General features: G+C 71.4%; 20 protein-coding genes. 5 read left to right on the top strand and 15 right to left on the bottom strand.

What is annotated here, in order from left to right; all coding sequences use genetic code 11:
• Positions 1-135: 135 nt before the first annotated feature.
• The 3 genes from smc to CEB94_RS28835 all read right to left on the bottom strand — a co-directional run bounded on the left by smc (position 136) and on the right by CEB94_RS28835 (position 4816).
• Positions 136-3741: a chromosome segregation protein SMC gene (smc, locus tag CEB94_RS28845; RefSeq protein ID WP_175434949.1), complete on the bottom strand. Its 3606-nt coding sequence runs from the start codon at positions 3739-3741 to the stop codon at positions 136-138.
• 211 nt (positions 3742-3952) lie between these two features.
• Entirely contained in the window at positions 3953-4156 is a 204-nt protein-coding gene (locus CEB94_RS28840) for a hypothetical protein (protein ID WP_030852030.1), read from the bottom strand.
• A gap of 378 nt (positions 4157-4534) precedes the next feature.
• Entirely contained in the window at positions 4535-4816 is a 282-nt protein-coding gene (locus CEB94_RS28835) for an acylphosphatase (RefSeq protein WP_175434948.1), read from the bottom strand.
• 161 nt (positions 4817-4977) lie between these two features.
• Between CEB94_RS28835 and CEB94_RS28830 the strand changes: the two genes are divergently transcribed.
• The gene (locus tag CEB94_RS28830) at positions 4978-6114 is read left to right on the top strand and encodes a CAP domain-containing protein (protein WP_175434947.1); all 1137 of its coding nucleotides are present in this window, start codon (positions 4978-4980) and stop codon (positions 6112-6114) included.
• Positions 6115-6784: 670 nt separating this feature from the next.
• Here CEB94_RS28830 and CEB94_RS28825 read toward each other — a convergent pair.
• Positions 6785-7174, bottom strand: coding sequence for a hypothetical protein (locus CEB94_RS28825; RefSeq protein WP_175434946.1), 390 nt, complete (start codon positions 7172-7174; stop codon positions 6785-6787).
• A 223-nt stretch (positions 7175-7397) separates the two neighbouring features.
• Between CEB94_RS28825 and CEB94_RS28820 the strand changes: the two genes are divergently transcribed.
• Positions 7398-7796, top strand: a complete 399-nt coding sequence (locus tag CEB94_RS28820; protein WP_175434945.1) for a winged helix-turn-helix transcriptional regulator — start codon at positions 7398-7400, stop codon at positions 7794-7796.
• On the opposite strand, the gene mutM is transcribed toward CEB94_RS28820, so the two are convergent.
• The 8 genes from mutM to CEB94_RS28780 all read right to left on the bottom strand — a co-directional run bounded on the left by mutM (position 7786) and on the right by CEB94_RS28780 (position 16198).
• A complete protein-coding gene (gene mutM, locus CEB94_RS28815; RefSeq protein WP_175434944.1) occupies positions 7786-8646 on the bottom strand; it encodes a bifunctional DNA-formamidopyrimidine glycosylase/DNA-(apurinic or apyrimidinic site) lyase in 861 nt (286 codons plus the stop codon). The two genes, CEB94_RS28820 and mutM, sit on opposite strands and share 11 nt — an antisense overlap.
• Positions 8647-8755: 109 nt before the next feature.
• Positions 8756-9607: a ribonuclease III gene (gene rnc / locus CEB94_RS28810; RefSeq protein WP_381105723.1), complete on the bottom strand. Its 852-nt coding sequence runs from the start codon at positions 9605-9607 to the stop codon at positions 8756-8758.
• Positions 9608-9614: 7 nt separating this feature from the next.
• Positions 9615-9788: a 50S ribosomal protein L32 gene (gene rpmF / locus CEB94_RS28805; RefSeq protein ID WP_003951102.1), complete on the bottom strand. Its 174-nt coding sequence runs from the start codon at positions 9786-9788 to the stop codon at positions 9615-9617.
• A gap of 2 nt (positions 9789-9790) precedes the next feature.
• On the bottom strand, positions 9791-10435 hold the full coding sequence (locus tag CEB94_RS28800; RefSeq protein ID WP_175434942.1) for a YceD family protein: 645 nt from the start codon (positions 10433-10435) through the stop codon (positions 9791-9793).
• Between the two features lie 125 nt (positions 10436-10560).
• Positions 10561-11628: a F0F1 ATP synthase subunit B gene (locus tag CEB94_RS28795; protein WP_175434941.1), complete on the bottom strand. Its 1068-nt coding sequence runs from the start codon at positions 11626-11628 to the stop codon at positions 10561-10563.
• A gap of 121 nt (positions 11629-11749) precedes the next feature.
• Positions 11750-12229, bottom strand: coding sequence for a pantetheine-phosphate adenylyltransferase (gene coaD, locus CEB94_RS28790; RefSeq protein ID WP_179956584.1), 480 nt, complete (start codon positions 12227-12229; stop codon positions 11750-11752).
• A gap of 26 nt (positions 12230-12255) precedes the next feature.
• Positions 12256-12843 (bottom strand): 16S rRNA (guanine(966)-N(2))-methyltransferase RsmD, encoded by a 588-nt coding sequence (rsmD, locus tag CEB94_RS28785; RefSeq protein ID WP_175434939.1) that lies wholly within the window; start codon positions 12841-12843, stop codon positions 12256-12258.
• Positions 12844-12955: 112 nt separating this feature from the next.
• The gene (locus tag CEB94_RS28780; RefSeq protein ID WP_175434938.1) at positions 12956-16198 is read right to left on the bottom strand and encodes a helicase-related protein; all 3243 of its coding nucleotides are present in this window, start codon (positions 16196-16198) and stop codon (positions 12956-12958) included.
• Positions 16199-16385: 187 nt separating this feature from the next.
• Between CEB94_RS28780 and CEB94_RS28775 the strand changes: the two genes are divergently transcribed.
• Together CEB94_RS28775 and CEB94_RS28770 are read left to right on the top strand one after the other, a co-directional pair.
• Positions 16386-18224: an HSP90 family protein gene (locus tag CEB94_RS28775; protein ID WP_175434937.1), complete on the top strand. Its 1839-nt coding sequence runs from the start codon at positions 16386-16388 to the stop codon at positions 18222-18224.
• The gene (locus CEB94_RS28770; RefSeq protein WP_175434936.1) at positions 18221-21169 is read left to right on the top strand and encodes a tetratricopeptide repeat protein; all 2949 of its coding nucleotides are present in this window, start codon (positions 18221-18223) and stop codon (positions 21167-21169) included. The genes CEB94_RS28775 and CEB94_RS28770 overlap by 4 nt, the downstream gene beginning before the upstream one ends.
• A 9-nt stretch (positions 21170-21178) precedes the next feature.
• Here the strand turns inward: CEB94_RS28770 and CEB94_RS28765 are convergent, their stop codons facing one another.
• Positions 21179-22903 carry a DAK2 domain-containing protein gene (locus tag CEB94_RS28765; RefSeq protein ID WP_175434935.1) on the bottom strand — a complete coding sequence of 575 codons (1725 nt, stop codon included), beginning with the start codon at positions 22901-22903 and terminating at the stop codon, positions 21179-21181.
• Between the two features lie 268 nt (positions 22904-23171).
• Between CEB94_RS28765 and rpmB the strand changes: the two genes are divergently transcribed.
• Positions 23172-23357: a 50S ribosomal protein L28 gene (gene rpmB, locus CEB94_RS28760; protein ID WP_004924906.1), complete on the top strand. Its 186-nt coding sequence runs from the start codon at positions 23172-23174 to the stop codon at positions 23355-23357.
• An 83-nt stretch (positions 23358-23440) separates the two neighbouring features.
• On the opposite strand, the gene thiD is transcribed toward rpmB, so the two are convergent.
• A complete protein-coding gene (gene thiD / locus CEB94_RS28755; RefSeq protein ID WP_175434934.1) occupies positions 23441-24238 on the bottom strand; it encodes a bifunctional hydroxymethylpyrimidine kinase/phosphomethylpyrimidine kinase in 798 nt (265 codons plus the stop codon).
• A complete protein-coding gene (locus tag CEB94_RS28750; RefSeq protein ID WP_175434933.1) occupies positions 24235-25200 on the bottom strand; it encodes a thiamine-phosphate kinase in 966 nt (321 codons plus the stop codon). Before CEB94_RS28750 ends, thiD begins: the two co-directional genes overlap by 4 nt.
• Positions 25201-25332 lie beyond the last annotated feature (132 nt).

The raw sequence follows: 25332 nt of genomic DNA, 5'->3' as shown, positions 1-25332 counted from the left end.
TGCCGAGACTATTCCTTCAAGTTTCGAAGTCAATAGCTCTTCTGCTGTGAATCAGGGCAGGCGTGTGGTGGCTATGTGTTCAAGAGTTGAAGTCACCGAGGAGCCGCAGGTGGGACCGGTGTACGCGCCACGCATCTAGCGGAGGCGCTGGCTGATGACCTTCGACACACCGTCGCCCTGCATGGAGACGCCGTAGAGCGCGTCGGCGACCTCCATCGTGCGCTTCTGGTGGGTGATCACGATCAGCTGGGAGACTTCCTGGAGCTCCTGCATGATCCGGATGAGCCGCTGGAGGTTGGTGTCGTCGAGGGCGGCCTCGACCTCGTCCATGACATAGAACGGACTGGGCCGCGCCTTGAAGATCGACACGAGCATCGCCACCGCCGTCAGCGACCGCTCCCCGCCCGAGAGCAGCGACAGCCGCTTGACCTTCTTGCCCGGCGGACGCGCCTCGACGTCCACGCCCGTGGTGAGCATGTTGTCGGGGTCGGTCAGCACCAGCCGCCCCTCACCACCGGGGAACAGGCGGCTGAAGACGCCCTCGAACTCCCGGGCCGTGTCGCGGAAGGCCTCGGTGAAGACCTGCTCGACGCGCTCGTCGACCTCCTTCACCACCTGCAGGAGGTCCGCCCGCGTCTTCTTCAGGTCCTCGAGCTGCTCGCTGAGGAACTGGTGGCGCTCCTCCAGCGCCGCGAACTCCTCCAGGGCGAGCGGGTTCACCTTGCCGAGCTGCTGGTAGGCACGCTCGGCCGACTTCAGGCGCTTCTCCTGCTCGGCCCGGACGAACGACTTCGGCCGGTTGCGCGGATGCTCCGGATCCTCCGGCAGCTCCTCGCCCTCGGCGGGGGGCGAGGGCGGCACGAGCTGGTGCGGTCCGTACTCCGCCACCAGTCCGGCCGGTTCGACACCCAGCTCCTCCAGCGCCTTGGTCTCCAACTGCTCGATGCGCAGCCGCTTCTCGGCGCCGAGTACCTCGCCGCGGTGAACCGAATCCGTCAACTTGTCGAGTTCCGCCTTGAGATCGCGCCCCTCGGTGCGGGCGCGGGCGAGTTCCTGCTCCCGGCGGGCCTTGGCGGCCTCGGCGGCGGTGCGCTCCTCGTCGGCTCGGGCCAGGGAGACCTCGACGTGCGCGAGCAGCTGCCGGGCGCCCGAGCCGACGGCCTCGGCGACGGCCGCCTCGTGCCGCAGCCGGGCCCGCCGCTGCTCGGCACGCGCGCGTGCCTCGCGCTCCGCGCGAGCGGCCCGGTCCAGGGAGTCGGCCCGTCCGGCCAGGCCCTTGACGCGTTCCTCGTGCGTACGGACCTGGAGGCGGGCCTCCATCTCGGTCTGGCGCGCGTTGGCACCGTCGGCTGCGAGCCGGTCCCGGGCAGAGGTGTCGGGCTCCTCCTCGATCGGCATCTCCTCGGCGACGACGAGCCGCTCGGCGAGTTCCTCGACCTCTTCGAGCGCCTTGTCGAGGGCCTCCTGCGCCCGGGCCGCGGCGGCGGTGGACCGCTCCGCCTCCCCTGCCGCGCCGCGCGCCTGTCCGCCGAGCCGGCCGAGCTGCTGGGCGACGGCGGACTTCTCCCGGTCGGCGGCCCGGCGCCGCGCCCCCAGCTCCTCGACCAGGCCGGCGCACTCCTCGCGGCGCTCGACGGCCGCGTGCTGGGTCTCGGCGAGCTCCTCGCACCGGACGGCCAGCTCTTCCAGGTCGGCTGCCGCCTCGTCGACGGAGGCCTGTACTTCGAGGAGGCTGGGGGCGCCCGCGGAGCCGCCGTGGGCGAAGTGCGCGCCGAGCAGGTCGCCCTCGGCCGTTACGGCGGTGAGGCCGGGGTGGGTGTAGACGAGGTCTTCTGCGTCTTCGAGGGTGCCGACTACGACGATGCCGTGCAGGAGACGGCGTACGGCGGGCATGAGGTCAGCGGGACCACGCACCAGGTCGGCGGCGAAGGGGTGTCGGGTGTCCGCGGGTTCGTCGTGGCTGGTCGCGCCCACGCGGCGGCAGCCGCACGTCGGATGCAGCCCCGCGCCCCCAGGGGAAGGATCTGCGGCCAGGAGCAGAGTCGCCCTGCCTCCGTCCTGTTTGCGCAGGAGTCTGATCGCGTCTGCTGCCGAAGACGGGCTCGTCACCGCGATCGCGTCCGCCGCAGCTCCGAAGGCGGCCGCGAGGGCGACTTCGTGCCCCGGGCTCACCGTGAGGAGTTCCGCCGCCGGGCCGAGGAGGCCGGAGAGACGGTCCTTCGCCGCGAGCAGTATCCCGGTGCCGTCCTTGCGGCGCAGTCCGAGTGCCAGGGCCTCGTGGCGGGCCTGCGTGGCGGCGCGCTTGCGTTCCGCCGCCGTGGCCGCCTCGCGCGCTGCCGTGAGGGCGGCCTCGGCCTCGGCCAGCTGCTGCTTCGCCGCCTCGTGCTGCCCGGCGAGTTCCGCGTCGCCGGCGTCGAGGCCGTCGACCTCGGTCTTGAGGGCCTCGTACTCCTCCTGGGCGGCGACGGCACGTTCCCGCGCCTCGTCGCGGGCCGCGGCCAGGCGCTCGATCTCGGCCTGGGCGGAGGCCGCGCGGGAGCGGGCCGCGTTGACCTGGCCGCTGAGCCGGGCCAGGCCCTCGCGCCGGTCGGCGATGGCGCGGGCGGCGTCCTTCAGGCGCCGTTCCTCCTGGGTGAGCGCGCGTTCCAGCTCCGCGCGGTGGGCGACCGTGTCCTCCAGGGCGCGCTCGGCCGCCTCCAGAGCCGCCTCCAGCTCGGCCTCCTGCTCACGGATGCGGGCGGCCTCGCGCTCCATGTCCTCGGGGTCGCGGCCGCGTCGCTCCTCGGGGGGCGCGGAGGTGGCGCTCTTCACGCGGGCGTCGGCCAGCGAGATCGTGCCCCGCACCCGCTCGGCCAGCTGGGAGAGCTCGTACCAGGTCTGCTGGGCGCCCTGGAGGCGCGGCGTGAGCTGCCGTACCTCGTCCTCCAGGAGGGCCTCACGCTGGAGCGCCTTGCGCAGTTCCTGTTCGGCGGACTCCTTGCGCTCCTTCAGCGCGGCCTCGTCGGCGACCTCGGCGTTGAGGGCCTCCCGGAGCCGTACGAGGTCGTCGGCCAGCAGGCGCAGGCGGGCGTCGCGCAGGTCGGCCTGGATGACGGCGGCCCTGCGGGCGACGGCGGCCTGACGGCCGAGGGGCTTGAGCTGCCGTCTGAGCTCGTCGGTGAGGTCCTGCACGCGCGCGAGGTTGGCCTGCATCGCGTCCAGCTTGCGCAGCGCCTTCTCCTTGCGCTTGCGGTGCTTGAGAACTCCGGCGGCCTCCTCGATGAAGGCGCGGCGGCCCATGGGATCGGCATGCAGCACGGAGTCGAGCTGGCCCTGCCCGACGATCACGTGCATCTCGCGGCCGATGCCGGAGTCGGAGAGGAGTTCCTGGATGTCGAGGAGGCGGCAGGTGTCGCCGTTGATCTGGTATTCGCTGCCGCCGTTGCGGAACATGATCCGCGTGATGGTGACCTCGGCGTACTCGATGGGCAGGGCCCCGTCGGAGTTGTCGATGGTCAGGGACACCTCGGCGCGGCCCAGTGGGGGGCGGCCGGTGGTGCCGGCGAAGATGACGTCCTCCATCTTGCCGCCGCGCAGCGATTTGGCGCCCTGCTCGCCCATGACCCAGCTGAGCGCGTCGACGACGTTGGACTTGCCCGAGCCGTTCGGTCCGACGACGCACGTGATCCCCGGCTCGAACCGGAGGGTGGTCGCCGAGGCGAACGACTTGAACCCGCGGAGGGTCAGGGCCTTGAGGTGCACGCCGCCGGACTCTACCGCCCGGGTTGGTCTCACTCCATGAACCCACGGTTTCGCCGTTGAACGCGCAGGGCACATCAGACGTTAAAGACGGTGAAAGGATGCGGGAGCAAGAAAGAAGGGACGCCGACAGGGCGTCCCTTGCACTTCTGACAACTAGGCGGTTATGACGAGCCGCCCAACCACTGCTGTACTGGTGTGGAGCGTGCAGTGATCAGGTGAGCGCAGGCTCCGCCTGGTGTGCGTCAACGCTCTCCATGATCCTGTCGTGAGAAGCGGCAGCCGTCAGCGCTTCGTTCTCCGCCTGGATTCGTCCGAGTTCGGATTCCAGGTCCTGGACGCGCTGCTGGAGCCGTCGCATCTCGGCGAGGAGTCGAGGGTCGGAGCCGCCGACGTAACCGAGAAGCGCCTTTGCCATGATGGATGGTCCTCCACAATGCGTGACCGACCGCTGCGGTGTGGGTCGTGAGGGATTCGCACCCGCAGTCTTGGCAGGGCCTGGAGTTGTACTGCCGTTCAGCCATGCCAAACAGCTAAGGTGCGCGGGGCTTTCAGCGTCTCACCAAAAAGTTTGACGGTCAACACGATCACGCCCCGTATTGGGGGGCGACCCGGGCACGCGCGGCCTGGAACGGCCGTACTGCGGCTTCTACGGGGCCCTCGGGGCGTGGCGATCATCCTTGCGTGCGGAACGTGCCAAGGCAAGCGGTTCTGGCAATCACCAGCGAGTTTCCGTCCTGGGCGGTCGCCTGCGAGCCGTCCGCGGGCGGCCTCGGGAGCCGCCCGGCGGGCGTGCTCAGCGGATGGCGAAGCCGTCGTAGCCGCCGCGAGGTGTGTCCCAGATCTCGGTGACGCCTTCCACGCGGCCGGGCGTGTCGTCACTCTGGAGCCACTCCAGCAACCCTTCGCAGGCCTCGCGCCCGCCCTCGGCGACCACTTGGACGCGGCCGTCGCCCAAATTGAGAGCAAAGCCACTCAGGCCGCCGATCTCCAGAGCCTTGGCCCGCGTGAACCAGCGGAAACCCACACCTTGGACGCGTCCACGCACCCAGGCGACCATTCGCACATCCTCGCTCATGACTGCAACCTAACCGCCCAATCTCCCTCCGGGCACTTCCTCCACTTGCGCCATGCGGTACCGTCCCCCCTCAACGAATCTCATATGAAACTCACACGATCGAGTGAGTTTGGTGTTGATCTCGAGGACGAGTCGACCGCCAGGACGAGGAAGGCCAGGACATGGGACGCCACCGACGCTCCGACGCCGGCCGCGCCGCCACGGGCCGCGCCACGGGAATCACCCACGCCGACGGCTTCGCGGAGGGCCACGATCCGCTGTACTCCACCGCGGAGGACGACGCCCCGACGATGGGCATCGCGCCCTATCTGAACCCGGAGGCGTACGCCGGCAGCTACGGGAAGAGCGAGGCCTACCTGTTCGGGGCGGAGGGGCCCACCGCGGGTGACCACGGCGATACCGCCGTCTTCGCGAGCGACGGCTTCACGCCCGACGGCGGCGCCCGGCGCGCGGGTTCGCACCGCCGCCGTAAGAAGACCGCGCGTCCGATGCGCACCGGACTGCTCGGCGTCTCCGCCGCCGTCGCCCTCGGCACGGTCGCGGTCGCCACCGGCGCCGTGCCCGGCCTCGAGAACTACCAGCTCGGCGGCAACGGCGGGGCCGACAAGGTCCAGGCCGGGGACACGCCGACGAACACTCCGGTCGAGCAGGGCGGCACCTCCGGCAGCGCCGACAGCCGGGACGAGACGTCCACCAGCCGGGACGCCGAGCGTTCCGGCTCTCCGTCGCCGTCCGCCTCGAAGTCGTCGGCCGCGCCGACGAAGACGCCGGAGAAGACGGCGAAGCCGGAGAAGACGCAGGAGAAGACTCCGGAGAAGAAGAAGCCGGCGGCCACTCCGAGCGAGAAGCCGGACCACACGCCCTCACGTGAGGCCACGAAGGCGCCGAAGGCGCCCGGCGCCTCCGCCGCCCTGTCCGGGGAGTCCGCGGCCGCGGCCCAGGTGCTCAGCCTCGTGAACGAGGAGCGGGCCAAGGTGGGCTGCAGCCCGGTCGCCGCCAACAGCGCCCTGACCGGCCTGGCCCAGAGCTACAGCGAGGACATGGCCGCGCGGGGCTTCTTCGACCACACCGACCCGGACGGCCGCACTCCCTGGGACCGGGCCGAGAAGGCCGGGATATCCAACCTCGGCGGCGAGAACATCGCCCGCGGCCAGGCCGACGCCGCTGCCGTGATGGACGCCTGGATGAATAGCCCCGGCCACCGCGCCAACATACTGAACTGCGACTTCAAGACGCTGGGCGTCGGCGTCGAGCTCGGCTCCGGCGGCCCCTGGTGGACGCAGAACTTCGGCTATTGAGATAATCGCAGGTCAGACGGTTAGGCACCCTCGTGGGCCGTCTCCGGGCCGTCAACGGCGGGTTCCGCCTCCGAGAAGATGCGGTCCACGGCGGCGCAGCACCGAGGCATAGAAGTGGTCTGCCCAGAGGTGAGTCACGAAGAGCTGTGGTCCCGCGTCAGCAAGCGGTATGTCCGGCACGAGGACGATCCGAACTCGATCTAGCGATTCGCGGCCCCGGAGCCCGACGAGCGGCACCTTGTCTACGTCGGGGATCCGGAGCCCGCCCTTAAGACGCTGCAATCGGAGCTAGACCGCTCATAGCCGGGACCACGAGGCCGCCAGGGCACGAGTTACAGGTTTCTCTACCTCATCGAGTTACAGGTTTCTACATCATCAAGGCCCGCTAGCGGCAGCGGGGGCGTGGGACGGGGGAAACCCTCTGTTGCTGGTGCGGTCGGCTCCACGGCTATAGGCAGCCACTTTGGGGCGAGCCTCTAAGATCATGGCCCCAACGTCGTGCTTTACCGGGCAAGTCCACGAACTGCCCGACGCGACGCAAGCTCACGGGGCCATGATCATTCGACCCGGGCAGCACCAGTTCGAAGCCGCTGCGCTGCCCCAGACAGTTCGGCCTGCGAAAACGGGAACAGCAGATCAGCCGCTGGTCGAACTACTCGACCGAACAGCGTCAACCACAGTGGCCCCAGTCGGTATTGTCGCCGGTGGTTCCGATTTCCCCACCAAATCGTACGCACGACCCTGCGGCATAGATTTTCACGGGACCAGCGTACTGAGTGTAGTAGCCCGAGTCTGTGACCTTTGTCCCCCCGAGCACCTCAATCCACACCTTCATGCGCAACTTGACCCCAGGAGTGCGCGAGGTGGCAACGGCGCAGTTATAACCATTGCTGTAATAGAGGTCTGCCCAGCCGGTATCGAAGGACACGTGATCAATCTTGGTTCCGGCGCACCCCGAAGCCGCTTGAGCGGTTCCCGTCCCCGTGAACAGCATCGATCCGGCAAGGGCCGCTACGGTCGCAGCCGCCCCAAAACCTTGAATTCCCTTGAATAGCTGCATTTACCCCTCTTCCGTCGAAAGCAAAAAGATACCCAAGGCGCGGAATTGCATCCTTATATTAAAGTAAGGTGACTCGCCTGTCCGTTCAGGCATCTAATTGCGGCCGTGCAGTGGCCGCCTGGATGACAACGCCGACGGAAAGCCCAGGCCGGCGGCCAGACCCTTGCTAACTTCTGGTTAGTGCAACCTGTCGGTTAGCGCTGCGCTGGCGTAGGCTGGGCATATGACCACCACCCAGGAGCTCACGGAGGGGCTCGACGACCTCCCGTACAACGTGTTCGCCAAGGCCTGTCCGTCGCGCGGCACGCTGGAGCACGTCACGGGCCGCTGGGGCGGCCTCGCGCTCGGCGCCCTGTACGAGGGCTCGCTGCGCTTCAACGAGCTGCGCCGCCGCGTCGACGGGGTGAGCGAGAAGATGCTGTCCCAGACGCTGCACGCCCTGGAGCGCGACGGCCTGGTCCACCGCGAGGCCCAGCCGACCAATCCGCCCCGGGTGGACTACGAACTGACGCCGCTGGGGCACGCCGTGGCGGAGCGGCTGCTCGCCCTGATCCACTGCGTGGAGGGCAGCATGGACGAGGTCCTGGCCGCGCGCGAGCGGTACGACTTCGCTAGGGCGTGATCCGCGGCGGCCGCTGGCACTTCGGGCAGTAGTAGCTCGACCGGTTCATCCAGGGCCGCCGCCGCATGGGCGTGCCGCAGCGCCGGCAGGGCAGGCCCTCGCGGCCGTACGCGTCGAGCGACCGGTCGAAGTAGCCCGACTCACCGTTGACGTTGACGTACAGGCTGTCGAAGCTGGTGCCGCCCACCGCGAGGGCCGCGTTCATCACGTCCCGCACATGGCCCAGGAGCATCAGGGTGCGCGGGCGCGTGAAGGTCGCTGTGGGGTGCTCGTAGTGGATGCGGGCGCGCCACAGGGCCTCGTCCGCGTAGATGTTGCCGACGCCGCTGATCAGCGACTGGTCGAGCAGGGCCCGCTTGATCGTGGACCGCTTGCGGCGCAGCGCCCGGTGGAAGGCCTCGTCGTCGAAGAGCGGATCCAGCGGGTCGCGGGCGATGTGCGCGATGACGTCGGGCAGGCCGTCGGGGGTGTTCTCGTGCAGCGAGAGGCCGCCGAAGGTGCGCTGGTCGACGAAGCGGAGTTCGGTGTCCAGGGCGTCGGTGAAGCGGACGCGGACGCGCAGGTGCTTCTCGTCCGGGGCCGTGTGCGGCTGGACCAGGAGCTGGCCGCTCATGCCGAGGTGGGCCAGGATCGACTGGTCCGTGTCCTCCAGGGGCAGCCACAGGTACTTGCCGCGGCGGCTGGGCACGCCGATGCGGTGGCCCTTCAGGCGGTGCGCGAAGTCGTCGGCGCCCGCGAGGTGGCGGCGTACGGCGCGCGGGTGCAGCACCTCGGTCTCGGCGACGGTGCGGTGGGCGACCCACCGCTGAAGTCCGCGCCGTACGACCTCGACCTCGGGCAACTCGGGCATGGGGGTCCCCCGTCACAAGCCTGCGGATGACCCGAGCGCCCGCCCCCGGCAGGGGCGGGCGCTCAGGTGCGCTGTGCTGGGCCGGCCGCCGGGTGAGGGCGGGCGGCTGTCAGCCGTCGACGCTGCCGTCGACGGCCGTGTGGGCGGCTTGAGCCGCTGCCGTCTGCGTCGCCTCGGCGTCTTTCGCCGCCTTGGCGCGCTCGTCCGCCGCGGCCCGGATGGACCGCCATGCGGACTCGGCGGCCTGCTGCTCCGCCTCCTTCTTGCTGCGGCCGGTGCCGGTGCCGTACGAGACGCCTCCGACGCGGGCGGCAGCAGTGAAGGTCTTCTCGTGGTCGGGGCCGGTCTCCGTGACCAGGTACTCGGGAACGCCGAGCCCCTCGCTCGCGGTGAGCTCCTGGAGACTGGTCTTCCAGTCCAGGCCGGCTCCGAGGTTCGAGGACTTCTCGATCAGGGGGTCGAACAGGCGGTGTACCAGCTCCGCCGCCGAGTCCAGCCCCTGGTCGAGATAGACCGCGCCGATCACCGCTTCCAGGGTGTCGGCAAGGATGGACGCCTTGTCCCGCCCGCCCGTGCCCTCTTCACCGCGGCCGAGCCGGATGAAGGAGCCCAGGTCGAGCCCGCGGCCCACTTCGGCGAGCGCACGCGAGTTCACCACCGCGGCCCGCAGCTTGGCCAGTTGGCCTTCTGGCAGGTCGGGGTGGGTGCGGTACAGCGTGTCCGTGACCACGAGGCCGAGGACGGAGTCCCCGAGGAACTCCAGGCGCTCGTTGGTCGGCAGACCGCCGTTCTCGTATGCGTACGACCGGTGGGTCAGTGCGCGTACCAGAAGGGCGGACTCGAGCTTGTAGCCGAGCCGCCCTTCCAGAAGCGTGTGGGACGAGGCCTGGTTGTTGTCCGCCGGAGCACTCCCGCTCACACGGGAAGACTTGTTCTTAGGCGTGGACACAGTGCCTCTCACCAGCCGCTCAGACCTCGAGGACCTGGCGCTTGTTGTAAGTGCCGCACGACGGGCACGCGATGTGCTGCTGCTTGGGCTCGTGGCAGCGCTCGCACGCAACCAGGGTGGGGACCGCAGCCTTCCACTGCGACCGGCGGTGGCGCGTGTTGCTGCGCGACATCTTCCGCTTCGGAACAGCCACGGCTACTTCTCCTGCTTCTCGTCGACGCCCGCTTCGGCGCCGCTCATCTCGTCCTTCTCGCCGTCCTTCATGGTGCCGGCGAGTCCCTGCAATGCCGCCCAACGGATGTCGACGGCGTCGTGGTGGTGGTCCGGGTCGTCCGCCAGCCGCGCGCCACACTCGGCACACAGACCGGGGCAGTCTTCCCGGCACACCGGCTGCATCGGCAGTGCGAGCACCACCGCATCACGCAGCACGGGCTCGAGGTCGAACAAGCCGTCCTCGAGGAAGAGCCTGTCCTCGTCGTCCTCGGCGTCGTCGCCCGGTTCCGCGATCACGCGGCCCCGGTCGTCGGCGTCAGGGTACGAGAACATCTCCTGGAACTCCGCTGCGAGCTGCTGCTCGAGCGGCTCCAGACACCTTACGCACTCCCCCTCGGCCGAGGCACGGGCGGTGCCTGTGACGAGCACCCCTTCCATGACCGACTCCAGGCGGAGTTCGAGCTCCACCGGGGCGCCTTCCGGCACTCCGATGACTCCCTTGAGACCGAGGTCCTGGGGAGCGTCGACCGTGCGAGTCAGGCGCTGCTGCGCACCAGGCCGCCGACCCAGCTCGTGTGTGTCGAACACGAGGGGGTTGCGGTGGTCGAGGCGGGCGTTCAGAACCATTCCTGCTTTCGATCTGCTGAGCGGGGACGCCGCCCTTCGGTGTTCCCGGGCAGCGTTGATCGCGGACGTACGCGCGACCGAAGAGCCAGGATACTGGACCTTTCGCCGTCGGCCCAATCCGGTATTCAGCCCTGGCCGCGGCCCTGCTCGTAGGCCCGCAACTGCTCGGCGCTGATCATGCCGGTGTCGAAGAGACTGGTCTCGTCGAGGGCGTACCCCTGCTGGCCCTGTTGCGCCTGTGAAGCATGCTGCGGCTGCTGCTGGACCTGGTGCGGGTCGTAGGGGGCCTGCTGGGGGTCGTAGCCCTGGTAGGCGTAGGGATCGGCCTGCTGGTAGCCGTACGGGTCCTGCTGGGAGTCGTAGGCCTGCTGCGGGTAGCCGGCGTAGGGGTCGGGCTGGTGCTGGTAGCCGTAGGCGGGCTGTGGCTGTGTGTAGTCCGGCTGTTCGGCGGGCCGCTGGGCCGGGGGCTTCTGCTCGGCCGGGGCGGCCAGGTCGGCGAGGTAGTCGGCGTCGCTGGAGTGCTGGACGGTGCTCGCGTCGTCGGCGAGGGCGCCGAGGTCGTCGGTGGCGATCCGGCCGTGCAGCTTCTGCCGACCGCGGCCGACGGCGTCCAGGGTCTTGGCGAGGACCGCCTCGAAGGCGCCGAGCTTGACGTCGACGTACTCGTCGGCGCTGCGGCGCTGGGTCTCCGGGTCGTGGCTGCGCTCGGGGGCGTCCTCGTCCTCGTAGCCCTGCTCGTCGGTGCCGGGGCCGGTGCCCAGGAGCTTCTCGCGGCCGCGGCCGACGGAGCCCAGGGTCTTGGTGAGGACGACCTCGAAGTTGGCGAGCTTGGAGTCGACGTACTCGTCGGCCTCGGCGCGGATCTCCTCGGCCTCCTGGCGGGCCTCGGCGAGGATCCGGTCGGCCTCGGCCTGGGAGCGGCGGGCGACCTCGGTGCCGGAGATCAGCGAACCGCGCTCGGCGTGCGCGCTCTCGATGATCCGCTGGGCCTCCTGGCGGGCCTGCTCGACCATCTGCTCTCGGCCGCCGATCAGCTCCTGGGCCTGGGCGAGGGAGTCGGGCAGCGCCGCGCGCACCTCTTCCAGCATCGCGAGCAGGTCGGCGCGGTTGACCACGCACGAGGCCGACATGGGCATGGACCGGGCGCCGGAGACCGCGGAGACGATCTCGTCGAGCTTCTTCTGCACGTCCACCGTGTGCTCGCCACTCTCTACAGATGCGTTGGAGACGGACGGGACGACTGTACGGCCATGGGGTGGCACCGGAACACCGGGTGACGGGCAGTCAGGCTCCGGGTGGACGTCCGGGCCCGGTTCAGTCCCTCCTCAGGCGCTCGGTGAGGACCCCCAGGACCTCCGCGGGCACCAGGTGGGAGACGTCGCCGCCCCAGGTCGCGACCTCCTTGACCAGGGAGGACGACAGGAAGCTGTAGGTGGGGTTGGTGGGGATGAAGAGGGTCTCCACGCCCGAGAGGCCGTTGTTCATCTGGGCCATCTGCAACTCATAGTCGAAGTCGCTGACCGCCCGGAGACCCTTGACGATGGCGGGGATCTCGCGCTGCTTGCAGAAGTCCACGAGCAGGCCGTGGAAGGCCTCCACGCGCACGTTGCCGTACTCGGCGGTGACCTGGCGGATCAGGTCGATCCGCTCCTCGATCTCGAACAGGCCCTTCTTGGCCTGGTTGATCATCACCGCGACGTAGACCTCGTCGTACAGCCTGGAGGCGCGGGAGATGATGTCGAGGTGTCCGTTGGTGATCGGGTCGAACGACCCGGGACAGACGGCGCGGCGCACTTGTGATCCCTCGCTCTCCGGTCCGGTCATCGTGCGTCTTCGCACGTAGAGGCGGCGCGACCGTACCAAAACGTTCCCTCGCCGTAGCGGCGGGCCCGGAGGGGTTCGAAACCCTCGGGCCAACGGAATTCACCGCCTCTGGTGCTGCGCTCCACGGTGACGAGGGCTTCCTCCGCGAGCCAGCCCTCTGTACGGAGTGTGAGGAGGATCTCCCGAAGATCGTCGTCCGTGACGGCGTACGGGGGGTCGAGGAAGACGAGGTCGTACGGCTCGCCGGGGGGCGGGGTGCGGATGATCTGTTCCGCTTTGCCTGCTCTGACCTCGGCGCCGGGGAGACCAAGGCTCTTCACGTTCTCGCGGACCGTGCGGACGGCTTTGGCGTCGGCTTCGACGAGGAGGGTGGGGCCGGCGCCCCGGGAGAGGGCTTCCAGCCCCACGGCTCCTGATCCGGCGTAGAGGTCGAGGACCCGTTCGCCTTGCAGGGGGCCGCCGAGGAGGGACTGCCAGGTGGAGAAGAGACCTTCGCGTGCGCGGTCGGAGGTGGGGCGGGTGCCGGTGCCTGGGGGTACGGCCAGGCGACGTCCGCCGGCTGTACCGGCGATCACGCGGGTCATCTGTGGTCCTTGGTCGTGGGCGGCTTCAGGTATCAGTTTGGCTGGTCGCGCCCCCGCGGCGGTAGCCGCATACGGATTACGCCCCGCGCCCCTGAGGGAGAGTCGGTCATCCTCACCCCTTGTCCAAGTACTGCTCTCTCTCCTCGTCCAGAAGGGCGCCCAGAGCCGTGCGCAGGCCGGGAAGGCCGGTCAGCTCCGGGTCGGCCGCCACGACGGCTGTCGCCTCCTCCCTCGCCTCCGCGATGATCTCCTCGTCCTCGATGACCGCGAGCATTCTGAGGCTGGTGCGGGCCCCCGACTGGGCCTGGCCCAGGACGTCGCCCTCACGGCGTTGTTCGAGGTCGATGCGGGAGAGTTCGAAGCCGTCGAGCGTGGAGGCGACCGCGTTGAGGCGCTGGCGGGCCGCGCTCGCCTCGGGCATCTCGGAGACCAGGAGGCACAGGCCGGGTGCCGAGCCACGGCCGACGCGGCCGCGCAGCTGGTGGAGCTGGGAGACGCCGAAACGGTCGGCGTCCATGATCACCATGGCGGTGGCGTTGGGGACGTTGACGCCGACCTCGATGACCGTCGTGGCGACCAGGACGTCGGTGTCGCCGGCGGCGAAGCGGCGCATGGCTGCGTCCTTGTCGTCGGGGTGCATCCTGCCGTGCAGGACTTCGACCCGCAGGCCCTGGAGGGGGCCCTTGGACAGGTGCTCGGCGACGTCGAGGACGGCGAGGGGCGGGCGCTTCTCCGCGGCGTCCTCCGGGGACTCCGGCGGCTTCTTCTTGCCGGACTTCTTGGCATCGTCCTCCTCGTCACCGATGCGGGGGCAGACGACGTACGCCTGGTGGCCGTTCTCCACCTCCTCGCGGACCCTTTCCCACGCGCGGGACAGGAAGTGGGGCTTGTCGGCGGCCGGGACCACATGGCTGGCGATCGGCGAGCGGCCGGCCGGCAGCTGGTCGAGGACGGAGGTCTCCAGGTCGCCGAAGACGGTCATGGCGACCGTGCGCGGGATGGGTGTGGCCGTCATGACCAGCAGGTGCGGGGGCTGTTTGCCCTTGCCGCGCAGGGCGTCGCGCTGCTCGACGCCGAAGCGGTGCTGTTCGTCGACCACGACCAGGCCCAGGTCGTGGAACTGCACCTTGTCCTCGATCAGCGCGTGCGTGCCGATGACGATGCCGGCTTCGCCGGTGGTGAGGTCGAGCAGGGCGTGGCGCCGGGCGGCCGTCCCCATGGAACCGGTGAGCAGCACCACCTTGGTGGCCTGCTCGGCCCCGCCCAGCATGCCGCCCTCGGCCAGCTCGCCCATCATCTCGACGATGGACCGGTGGTGCTGCTGCGCGAGCACTTCGGTGGGCGCGAGCATGGCGGCCTGGCCCCCGGCATCGACGGTGGCGAGCATGGCGCGCAGGGCGACCATGGTGTTGTGGGTGACCGTGAAGTTGTCCGTGACATACGCACGGCTCGGGTGGGCCACGCTGATGCACTGCACGGGCTTGCGGCCCACGTACTCCACGGCCCGGATGCCACGTCGGAACGTGTTGTCCTTCGGCCGCGAACGGAGGCGCTCGGCCTTGCGGGTGAGCCGGAACGGGGCGTACTCGTCAGGCAGGGCCACGGACACGGTGTAGGCGGCCTGCTCCGGGAGCACCCGTGCGCGCCCGCCGAGCGAACGTACGAGCCAGGCGACGTCCTCCGCGAGCCGGTGTGAAGCAGAGCGCAGGGAGATGCCCCTGTCGTCGGTGTGGACCGTGCCGTCCGTGTCCATGAGCCCTTGCAGCAGGGCGAGACGGTCCTTGATCGACGCGTTCTTGAAATCGTCCGGGACGAATGTGGCGTGGGACGCCGCTCCCCACAGGCCCAGTCCACGCAGAGCCTGGATGACGGGGTTCCGCACACCTCCGGTCCGCTCCACGAGCTGGATCGTGTGGTGGCGTCCTCCTCCCGTCACCGGTACCAGCCGGCAGTAGGGCGCCACTGCCGCTGCCACCGCGTCATGGATCTCCTCGTCGATGGTGGAGAGCCGGAGGTCGTGCCGGAACGAGCCGTCTCCCAGCAGCGCACCGAGCAGGTACGGGTCGAGGGGCAGTCCGGCGTCGCCGCCCAGATCGACCGGCCTGGCCGCAGGGATGTACCACTTCGGGGAACCGTCGGCCTTGAGGGTGTCGAGACGGATCTCCCGCGTCGTCCTGACCTCGGGTGCCTGGCCGCGGTGCCACCCGCGACCGGTACCGACGATCCAGAGGTGCTCGTCATCGCACTCGACGGAACTCCCGTCGGACAGGACGAGGCGCCACACGTCGCGCTCTCCCTGCGGGAAGACACCGTCGATCAGCGCGATCTCCCCCTCCGGCACCACCACCTCCTGACCGACCCGCAGATCGCCCATGCGGCGAAAGCCTGTGGGGGTGAGGACCAGCGAGTCGAGGGGCTGGGCCTTGCCCGATCCCACCTCCCCTTGCAGCAGCCGGTGCATCGGGTGGTCGGTGGCCAGGTCGTCGAAGATCTCCCGGGAGACGCGCTGCTGGCCGTCGGTGAGCGTGAAGGGGAGGCGGGCGTCGAAGGCGGTGAGGAGCCCGTCGGGGGCGGGTTTGCGGGGGACGGCGGGGAGTTGGGCGTCAGCGTGGCGGCGGCGGGCCAGGGCCACCTGGAGGACGAAGGCCTCGTCCCACTTGAGGCGGGAGCGGGCGTCCTCGATGTCCGCCTTGGTGTGCGGGCGGTGGATCTTGAGGAGGGCTTCGGGGAGCGGGACCAGGCCGCGGCCCAGGCGCAGGCCGTCCGGGAGCGGGTCGACGGCCTCCTGGGCCGTGGGCAGGACCGTCTGGATCGCCTTGCCGATCTTCCAGGACTCCAGCTTGGCGGTGGCGGGGTAGATCGGGATCAGGGCGCCCGCCCAGGTCTCGACGGACTCCTCCGGGTCGCCGCGCAGCAACTCGTAGGCCGGATGCGCGAGTTGGAGGCGGCGGTTGAAGACGGAGACCTTGCCCGCGAACATCGCGCGTGTGCCCGGCAGAAGTTCCTTGTGGGGCTTGTGGACGCCTGCGCCGAAGAAGACCAGTTGGAGCCGGCCGCTGCCGTCCGTGATCGTGACCTCCAGGCGCTGGCCCTTGCCGCGCGGGGCCTTGGCGGAGGCGAACGAGTGCAGGCGGGCGTCCGCGACCTGGGCGACCACCGTGACGTGCTCGTCCATGGGGAGGTCGGCGAGGTGGGTGAGCTGGCCGCGCTCCTCGTATCTGCGCGGGTAGTGGTGGAGGAGGTCGCCGACGGTGAGCAGGCCGAGATGCTCGGCCATCACCTTCGCGGTGGCGGGGCCGAGCACCGACTTCAGCGGTTGGCGCAGGGGTTCTTCCAGTGCGGGCACGAGATCCATTGCACACCACGCCACTGACAATGGCTCCCAGGCCGCGGCCGGGCCGCCGTAAAGATCCCGGAAGCCCCTGGTCAGGCGGCTGGTTCGGGCCTTAGGATGACGCGCTCCCGGCCCTCTTTCGCGGTCACCGCCCCACCGGGACCGCCCGACCCCGCGCCGTCGCGAGTCCCCCACCGGCGCCGTGAAGATGGACTCCCAGACCTCACAGGCATCCCAGCCCTCCCCTTCGCCCCCGCCACCTCATACGTTCCAGGTCGACCTGCGTGGTCTGGTGGACCTGCTCTCCCACCACCTCTACTCCAGTCCCAGGGTGTATCTGCGCGAGCTGCTGCAGAACGCCGTGGACGCCATCACAGCCAGACGTGCGGACGAGCCCGGCGCCCCCGCCCGGGTGCGGATCCATGCGGAGGGCGGTGCCTTGCGGGTCGAGGACACCGGCGTGGGACTCACCGAGGCGGACGTGCACAGCCTGCTGGCCACCATCGGGCGCAGTTCGAAGCGCGCCGAGGGGCTCGAGGAGGCCCGGTCCGACTTCCTCGGGCAGTTCGGCATCGGACTGCTGGCCTGCTTCGTCGTCGCCGAGCGGATCCGGGTGGTCAGCCGCAGTGCCCGTACGCCCGGGGCGCCGCCGGTGGAGTGGACGGCGTCCGACGACGGTTCGTACACCGTGCGAGAGCTGCCGGACGCCGAGCGGCCCGAACCGGGCACCACCGTGCATCTGGTGGCCCGGGCGGGGGTCGCGGAGTGGCTCTCGCCCGAGCGGGTCGAGGCGTTGGCCCGGGATTTCGGGTCGCTGCTGCCGTACGACGTCCGGGTCGGCGACGAGGCGGTCACCGACCTTCCGGCGCCCTGGGACCGTCCGTATCCGGGCCCGGCGGCCCGCCGTGTCGCCCTCGCCCGGCACTGCCACGACCTGTTCGGCTTCACCCCGCTGGACACGATCGACCTGTCCGTGCCGCTGGCCGGCATCCGCGGGGTGGCGTATGTGCTGCCGTCGGCGGTGAGCCCGGCCCAGCGCGCGGGTCACCGGGTGCACCTGAAGGGCATGCTGCTGACCGAGCGGGCCGAACAGCTGCTGCCCGACTGGGCGTTCTTCGTGCGGTGCGTGCTCGACACGGACAGTCTGCGGCCCACGGCGTCGCGCGAGTCGCTGTACGAGGACGAGACGCTGGCCGGTGTGCGGGAGGCGCTGGGGGAGCGGATCCGGGCCTGGCTGACGGGCATGGCGGCCGGTGATCCGGAGCGGCTGGCGGCGTTCCTGTCGGTGCACCACCTGGGCGTGAAGTCCCTGGCCCGGCACGACCGGGAGATGCTGCGCACGATGCTGCCGTGGCTGCCGTTCGAGACGACCGACGGGCGGCTGTCCCTGGAGGAGTTCGCGCAGCGGCACCCGGTGGTGCACTTCACGCGGACCGTCGAGGAGTACCGGCAGGTCGCACCGATCGCGTCCGCACAGGGCATCGGCGTGATCAACGGCGGCTACACGTATGACAGCGAGCTGGTGGAGGCGCTGCCCTCGGTACGCCCGGGGACCGTGGTCGCCGAGCTGGATGCGGAGACGGTGACCGCGCATCTGGACGCCGTCGACCCCGCCGAGGAGCTGGCCCTGTCCGGTTTCCTGGCGGCCGCTCGGGCCCGGCTCGACCCGCTGGGCTGTGACGTCGTGCTGCGGGCCTTCCACCCGCTCTCCGTGCCCGCGCTGCACCTCGACGACCGGGACGTCCGGCACGAGCGGGCCCGGGCGGACGCGGAGGCACAGGCCGACGATCTGTGGGCGGGGATCCTTGGCTCCCTGCGGGGCAGTGCTCCCCGCGCGCGTCTGGTGCTCAACCACCTCAACCCACTGGTCCGGCGGATCAGCTCGCTGCCCGACCCGGAGCTGATCGGCACCGCGACGGAGTCGCTGTACGGGCAGGCCCTGCTGATGGCGCAGCGCCCGCTCAGGCCCGCCGACTCCGCGCTGCTCAACCGCGCGTTCATCGGCCTCCTGGAGTGGGCCACGCACAGCGAGGACGGTCAGGCATGAGGGAGATCACGGACTTCGACGCCCTGCGCGAGGCGATGGCGGAGAACTCCGGGCAGCCGGAGGGGCCGGCCCGCAACGCGCGCGCGGAGGAGCTGCTGACGGCGGCCGAGAAGCTGGACGTTCCGCTCGCCGTGATCGAGGCGCTCGGCCACCAGCTGAAGGTCTACAACTACAGCTCGGAGAAGGGGAAGATGTTCGTTCCCTTCGCGCGCCTGCTGCGCATGTGGGACGAGCGGCCCGAGGACTTCGACGCGTACGAGACGCACTCGCTGCACTGGGTCTTCAAATGGGTCTCGGCGGGCATGCTCGACCAGCCGCACATCCCGCTCGCCTCGATCGAGAAGTGGCTCGGCGAGATGGAGCACCGTTACCGGCTCGCCGGGCACTCCGAGCGGGCCGTGCGCAGCGCCGAGCACAGTGTGGCCGCGCATGTCGGGGACGTGACGCGGGCCGAGCGGGCGTACGCCGCGTGGCTGGCCGCCGACCGGGACACCATGGCCGACTGCCACGCCTGCGAGCTGCACGGGCAGGGCTGGTGGCAGGCGGAGCAGGGCCGGGACGCGCAGGCGCTGGAGCTGTGGCGGCCGGTGCTGGAGGGTGAGTACGCCTGCGCTCACGAGCCGCACACGGCCCTCGCGTCCTCCTTGGTGCCACTGCTGCGGCTGGGGCGCGAGGAAGAAGCCCGGTCCAGCCATCTGCGGGGATTGCGGCTCGTCCGGGCGATGGAGAGCATGCGTGGCGCGTACGCGGAGCACGTGGAGTTCTGCGCGCTCACCGGCAACGAGGCGCGGGGCCTGGAGCTGCTCGCGGAGCGGCCGGCGTACTTCACGGACGACGGGCATCCGCAGAGCAAGCTGGACTTCATGAGCGTGGTGGCCCTGCTCATGGACCGCCTGACCGGGCTCGGACTGGGCGACCGGCAGGTGCCGGGCCCGGCCGGCCGGGAGTGGACCGCCCGCGAACTCGCCACGCACGCGCGCGGGGAGGCCCTCGCCCTGGCGGCGCGCTTCGACGAACGCAACGGCACGACGCATGTGGGCGAGCGGGCACGCGCGCGTATGGCGCGGCAACCGCTCGCGGAGCGGCTGCCGCTGGGGGTGCGGTCGGTACGGCCGGTGCCGCCGTCCGCTCCCCCGGCGGTCGTGGCCTCGAAGGCCTCCGGCACCGGGCAGCCGGACCTGCCCGCCCTGCTGGACGAGGCGCGGCGGCTGTCGGACGCCCTGATGCCGGGCGCCGTGGAGGCGTGGGCGGTGGCCGCCGAGGCCGCAAAGGGCGCCGAGCTGGATCCGCGCGACCGCGCCGAGATGGCCGACCACGAGGCGATGTCCCTCGGCCCCGAGGGCACCGAGCTCTTCGAACGGGCCGCCGGCCTCTACACGGAGGCGGGCGACCCGGGCGAGGCCCTGGCGGCACGCGCGCGTGGGGCGTACGTCCGCGCGCTCGCCGGCGACGTGGACGGCGCCGTCGCGGCGGTGACCGGCCCGTACGACGAGATCCTCGCGCTGTACGCCGCGGACGGCACCGGGATACGGCAGACGGCGTCCGTCGTGATGAGCCGGGCGCGGATCCTGACGCGCCGGGCGCATGGCGCCGAGGGCGACGCGGCTGCTCTCGCCGAGGCCGAGGCCGCCGTCCGGGAGGTCCTCGCGCTCGTCGACGGCCGGACCGGGAAGGACGTACGGCTGACCGCGCGGGTCGCCGAGGCTCAGGCGATGCTCGGGGAGCTGGCGGGGCTGGCCGGGGATCTGGGGACGGCCGCGGAGCTGTTCGCACGGGGCGCGGCGGCGTTCGTCGCGGCGGGGCTGCCCTGGTTCGCGGTGGAGTACGAGGCCCGGCTGGCCTCCCTGGCCCACCACCTCGGCGACATGGCGGAGGCGGAACGGGCGCTGCGGGCGGCCCTGGAGCACGGTGGATCGCAGCTGGAGGCGCCCGGACGGGCCCAGCTGCACCTTCAGCTCGCCGAGGTCGTCGGCGGCCGGGGCGAGGCCGCGGAGGCCGCCCGGCACGCCCTGGAGGCCGCCCACTGGGCGGACGAGGCGGGCGAGTCGGCGACGCTGGGTGCCTGGGCGCGACAGCAGCTCGGCGGGTTCCTGCTGCGGCAGGGGCGGTGGGCCGAGGCCGCGGAGGTGCTGGAGTCGGCGCTGCCCGACCTGACCGCCGAGACGCACGGCGACGGAGCGGTGGTGCAGACGCAGTGGTGGCTCGGCGACTGCCTGAGCGAGCTGGGCGAGCACCGCGCGGCCGCCGAACGGCGCCTGCGGGCCGCCGAGATCGCCCGGCACTGGCCCGAGCAGCACGACCACGCGACCCTCGCCCACCTGGCCGGCGAGTCCCTCGGGCAGGCCGGACTGCCCGCCGAGGCGGACCGGGCCTACGCACGCGCGGGCGACCTGTGGCGCGAACTCGGCAACGTCCACGGCCTGATCCGCTCCCTGCGCGCCCGCGCCTGGCTGGCGCTCCGCGCGGAGGACGGGCTGGGAGAGGCACGCGGCCTGATGGCGGACGCGGTGCGGGAGTGCGAGGCGGCGCTGGAGGCAGCGTCCGACGAGGAGTCCCGGCAACAGCTCGTCGCCGAACTCGGCCAGACCCACCAGCAGTTCGGTGACCTGCTGGCCCGCTCCGCCCCGGAGGACGCCGAAGCCGCCTCGGTCGCCGAGGTGTTCGAGGAGGCACTGGCCCAAGTGGTGCGTTCGGCCACGGTGTTCGCCTCCCTCGGGGACGGCGCCCTGCACAGCCGCACCGGCGCGGAACTCGCCGCGGGCCGGCTGGAGGCGGACCTGGGCCGGCCCGCCGACGCGGTGGCACGCGCGCGTGCGGTGCTGGCGGCGTACGACGGACACGCCGGCGCGGAGACGGGTCACGGGGACGGTGAGGGCGAGACGGTGCGGGCCCGCCGGGCGGAGGCGCAGCAGCTGTTGCAGCTCCTGACGGAGCGGCGGGACTGAGGCCCGGCCCTACTCCACGCCGATGAGGAGCAGGGCCCCCTGCCGTCCGCCCCGGTACACGACCGTGTCGACGGCGAGGTATCCCTCGCGGACCCGGCCCTCCAGATGCTCGGCGACGGTGTCGGGGACGTCGTCGCCGAGGACCAGGGTGACCATCTCGCCCCCGGCCGAGAGCATGCGGTCCAGAACGGTCTCGGCGGTCACCGCGATGTCCGAGCCGATCACGGCCACGTCCCCGTCGATCAGTCCCAGGACGTCGCCGGCCTGGCAGATGCCGGCCATGGTCCAGGACTGGCGTTCGGCGACGGCGACCTCGGCGTAGCGGGTGGCCCCGGCGGCAGAGGTCATGGACACGACGTCCTCGTCGAAACGGCGATCCGGCTCGTGCACGGCCAGTGCCGCGATGCCCTGGACCGCCGAGCGGGTCGGGATCAGGGCCACGCGGATGCCCTCCGTGCGGACCTGCTCGGCGGCGGCCGCGGCGGTGTGGCGCAGGTCGGCGTCGTTGGGCAGCAGCACGACCTCGCGCGCGTGGGCCCGCCGTACGGCCTGGACGAGCTCGCCGCTCGCGGGCGGCTCCCCGGGGCGTGCGAGCACGGTCGTCGCGCCGGCCTCGGTGTACAGCCCGGCCAGGCCCTCGCCGGGCACGACGGCCACGACGGCCCGCTGGGCGCGTTCCCGGGGCGGTCGCTCGGCTCCGGTGGCGTGGACGTCGTCAGCGCCGAAGTGCGTGATGCGGATCCGGTGGGGCCGCCCGGCCTCGATGCCGGCCTCGACGGCGGCGCCCGCGTCGTCCACATGGACGTGGACGTTCCACAGCCCGTCGCCGCCGACCACCACGAGGGAGTCCCCGAGGGCGTCGAGCCGCTCCCGCAGCCGCTCCACGGCCCGGTCCTCGGCCTCCAGGAGGTAGATCACCTCGAAGGCCGGCCCGTCCTGGTCCGGCACGGCGGCGGCGCTGTCGGCGCACTCGTCCAGGACGCCGTCGACCGGCACGGGGCCTGCCGCGGGGCCCACGCGCGCGCGGGGGCCCCCGGAGGGGCCGGTGCACGCGCTGCCGGCCACCCCCTCCCGTGTCCTCTCCCCCGTGAACGTCTCCACCAGCGCCCCGAGCACCGCGACCAGCCCTCGTCCGCCGGCGTCGACCACCCCGGCGCGTTCCAGGACGGGCAGCTGGCCCGGGGTCGCGGCGAGGGCCGTGCGGGCTCCGTCGTAGGCCGCCCGGGCCACGGCCCCGCAGTCGCCCTCCGCTCCGTCCGCGGCGTCGGCGGCGGCCGAGGCGACCGTGAGGACGGTGCCCTCGACGGGGTGGGCGACGGCCCGGCGGGCGGAGTCGGCCGCGTGCCGCAGGGCGAGCCGCAGGCCCCGGCCGTCGGCCTGGGCGGTGTCGTCGTCGGCCAGTACCTGGGCCATGCCGCGCAGCAGCTGGGCGAGGATCGTCCCGGAGTTCCCGCGGGCGCCGATGAGCGCCCCGTGCGCCATCGCCCGCGCGGCGTCGGCGAGCGTCGGCCCGTCCGGGCCGGACCCGGCCGCGTGCCCGGCGAAGACCGCCTCGACGGCCGCGACGGCCGACTCCACGGTCAGATACAGATTCGTGCCGGTGTCCCCGTCCGCGACCGGATAGACGTTGATCGCGTCGATTTCCTCACGCGCCCGCCCCAGTGTGCCGAGCGCGAGACCGCACCAGGTGCGCACCGCGAGAGCATCGAAGAATGTCTGCGGCACCTGCGCCACCACGCCTCCCTGAGCTGCCGGACGTGGCACGCAGCGTAGACCCCGGGGCGGTGTTCACCGGAAGAGGGAGGGGACCGGGCCCCTGAGCTGCCATGGTAGTTTCGTTGCACGGGTGCAGCCGTTGTATGCTGCTCCGGTTGCCCGATCTGATCGGGCCTTCTCCCTGGCAACGCCACTCAGATTTCGACCGGCTCCTCAAAGCCCGAGAATCTTGATCCCGGCCTGCCGGGATCAACCGTAAGTGCATCTGAAGTCTTTGGAGTGACCCGTGGCTGCCAACTGCGACGTCTGCGGCAAGGGGCCGGGCTTCGGCAACAACATCTCGCACTCGCACCGCCGTACGCCCCGTCGCTGGAACCCGAACATCCAGCGTGTGCGTACCGTGGTGGGCGGGACGCCGAAGCGCGTGAACGCTTGCACCTCGTGCATCAAGGCCGGCAAGGTCTCGCGCTGACGCTCAGCTAGCGCGCGGCCACTGCTGGTTCGCTGCAAAGCCGGCCCACCTCTGGTGGGCCGGCTCTTTGCCGTGCCTGGACATCAGCGCGCGGGACCGGCCCGGAAGCGCCAGCCGTGATCCACGGGCCCGATTCCCCCACCGAGCGCGAACCCGGCCGCGACGGCCCCCGTGACGTACTGCTTCGCCGCCGCCACCGCCTCCGGCACGGACCGCCCCTTCGCGAGCTGGGCGGCGATCGCGGAGGCGAGCGTGCAGCCGGTGCCGTGGGTGTGGCGGTTGTCATGCCTCGGCGCCCGCAGCCAGTGCTCCTCGGAGCCGTCGGTGAGCAGATCGACGGCGTCCCCGGGCAGGTGTCCGCCCTTGATCAGCACCCAGCGCGGCCCGTACGCGAGGACGGCCGCCGCCGCCTCCCGCATCTCCCGCTCCGACTCGACCCGTACGCCCGTGATCTGGGCCACCTCGTCGAGGTTCGGTGTGGCGACCGTCGCCGCCGGCAGCAGCTTCGTACGGACGGAGTCCAGGGCGGAGGCGGCGAGCAGGGCGTCGCCGTGCTTCGAGACGCCCACCGGGTCGACGACCGCCGGGGCGTCCGTGCCCCTGATCAACTCGGCGACCGCCTCCACCAGTTCCGCGGAGGCCAGCATCCCGGTCTTGACCGCCTGGACGCCGATGTCGTCGACGACGCTGCGGTACTGGGCGCGCACGGCCTCCACGGGCAGTTCCCAAGCCCCCTGCACGCCGAGGGAGTTCTGCGCGGTCACCGCCGTGACGACGCTCATGCCGTGCACGCCGAGCGCGAGCATCGTCTTGAGGTCGGCCTGGATGCCCGCGCCGCCGCCGGAGTCGGAGCCCGCCACCGTGAGGACGTTGGGGATCATGACTCTATGTCCCCGAAGTGGTCCCAGCCGCCCTTGCTGGTCCACGGCGCCCCGTCGACCGTCACCTGGGGCAGCGCCGAGGGGTTGAGGACCTCGCCGATGACCTTCCAGCGGGCGGGCAGCTTCACGTCCGGCGGGAACGTCGCCACGATCGCGTGGTCCTCTCCCCCGGTCAGCACCCACTGCATGGGGTCGACCCCGACGGCCTGCCCGATGTCGTTCATCTGGGACGGGATGTCGATCGCCCCGGAGCGGATGTCGATGCGCACCTTGCTGGCCTCGGCGATGTGCCCGAGGTCCGCGATCAGCCCGTCGCTCACGTCGCACATCGCGGTTGCCCCGAGCCCGGCGGCGGCGGGACCCGCGTGGTACGGCGGTTCGGGCCGTCGGTGAGCCTCCACGAACGCCCGCGGCGAGCGGAACCCCCGGGACAGCACCGCGAACCCGGCCGCCGACCAGCCCAGCCAGCCGGTCACGGCGACGAGGTCGCCCGGCTGGGCGCCCGCCCGCGTCACCGGCTCCTGGTTACGCAGGTCGCCGAGCGCGGTGATCGACACCATGATCGAGTCGCCGCGTACGACATCACCGCCGACCACGGCGGCGCCCGCCACCTGGCATTCGTCGCGCAGGCCGTCCATCAGCTCGCTCGGCCAGGTCACCGGCAGTTCGGCCGGGACGACCAGGCCGAGCAGCAGCGCGGTCGGTACGGCGCCCATGGCGGCGATGTCGGCGAGGTTCTGCGCGGCCGCCTTGCGGCCCACGTCGTAGGCCGTCGACCAGTCCCGCCGGAAGTGCCGGCCCTCCACCAGGATGTCCGTGCTCGCCACGACCCTGCGGTCGGGCGCCGCCACCACGGCGGCGTCGTCGCCGGGGCCTACCCGGACCGCCGGGGTGGTGGTCAGACGGGAGGTGAGCTCCCTGATGAGCCCGAACTCACCGAGCTCACCAACAGTGCCCTTCATTGCCCTTTCTCCCCTTCTGTCCCTGTCCGTGCCCGGTCGCGAGGCATCTCAGCCCTCGCTACGGTCGAGGTGACCGTCAAGTTCTGCCGGACCTGCACCCCGGCGCGCAAGACCCGGTCCCCGCAGGTCTCC

The organism is Streptomyces hawaiiensis, assembly GCF_004803895.1.
GTDB classification, from domain to species: domain Bacteria; phylum Actinomycetota; class Actinomycetes; order Streptomycetales; family Streptomycetaceae; genus Streptomyces; species Streptomyces hawaiiensis.
This window is presented reverse-complemented; position numbering and strand designations above follow the sequence as displayed.

Bases quoted from the DNA above. Each gene is read 5' to 3' on its own strand.
- CEB94_RS28840 (WP_030852030.1), bottom strand. From the start codon at position 4,156: ATGGCAAAGGCGCTTCTCGGTTACGTCGGCGGCTCCGACCCTCGACTC.
- CEB94_RS28835 (WP_175434948.1), bottom strand. From the start codon at position 4,816: ATGAGCGAGGATGTGCGAATGGTCGCCTGGGTGCGTGGACGCGTCCAA.
- CEB94_RS28830 (WP_175434947.1), top strand. From the start codon at position 4,978: ATGGGACGCCACCGACGCTCCGACGCCGGCCGCGCCGCCACGGGCCGC.
- CEB94_RS28825 (WP_175434946.1), bottom strand. From the start codon at position 7,174: ATGCAGCTATTCAAGGGAATTCAAGGTTTTGGGGCGGCTGCGACCGTA.
- CEB94_RS28820 (WP_175434945.1), top strand. From the start codon at position 7,398: ATGACCACCACCCAGGAGCTCACGGAGGGGCTCGACGACCTCCCGTAC.
- mutM (WP_175434944.1), bottom strand. From the start codon at position 8,646: ATGCCCGAGTTGCCCGAGGTCGAGGTCGTACGGCGCGGACTTCAGCGG.
- CEB94_RS28800 (WP_175434942.1), bottom strand. From the start codon at position 10,435: ATGGTTCTGAACGCCCGCCTCGACCACCGCAACCCCCTCGTGTTCGAC.
- rsmD (WP_175434939.1), bottom strand. From the start codon at position 12,843: ATGACCCGCGTGATCGCCGGTACAGCCGGCGGACGTCGCCTGGCCGTA.
- CEB94_RS28780 (WP_175434938.1), bottom strand. From the start codon at position 16,198: ATGGATCTCGTGCCCGCACTGGAAGAACCCCTGCGCCAACCGCTGAAG.
- CEB94_RS28775 (WP_175434937.1), top strand. From the start codon at position 16,386: ATGGACTCCCAGACCTCACAGGCATCCCAGCCCTCCCCTTCGCCCCCG.
- CEB94_RS28770 (WP_175434936.1), top strand. From the start codon at position 18,221: ATGAGGGAGATCACGGACTTCGACGCCCTGCGCGAGGCGATGGCGGAG.
- thiD (WP_175434934.1), bottom strand. From the start codon at position 24,238: ATGATCCCCAACGTCCTCACGGTGGCGGGCTCCGACTCCGGCGGCGGC.
- CEB94_RS28750 (WP_175434933.1), bottom strand. From the start codon at position 25,200: ATGAAGGGCACTGTTGGTGAGCTCGGTGAGTTCGGGCTCATCAGGGAG.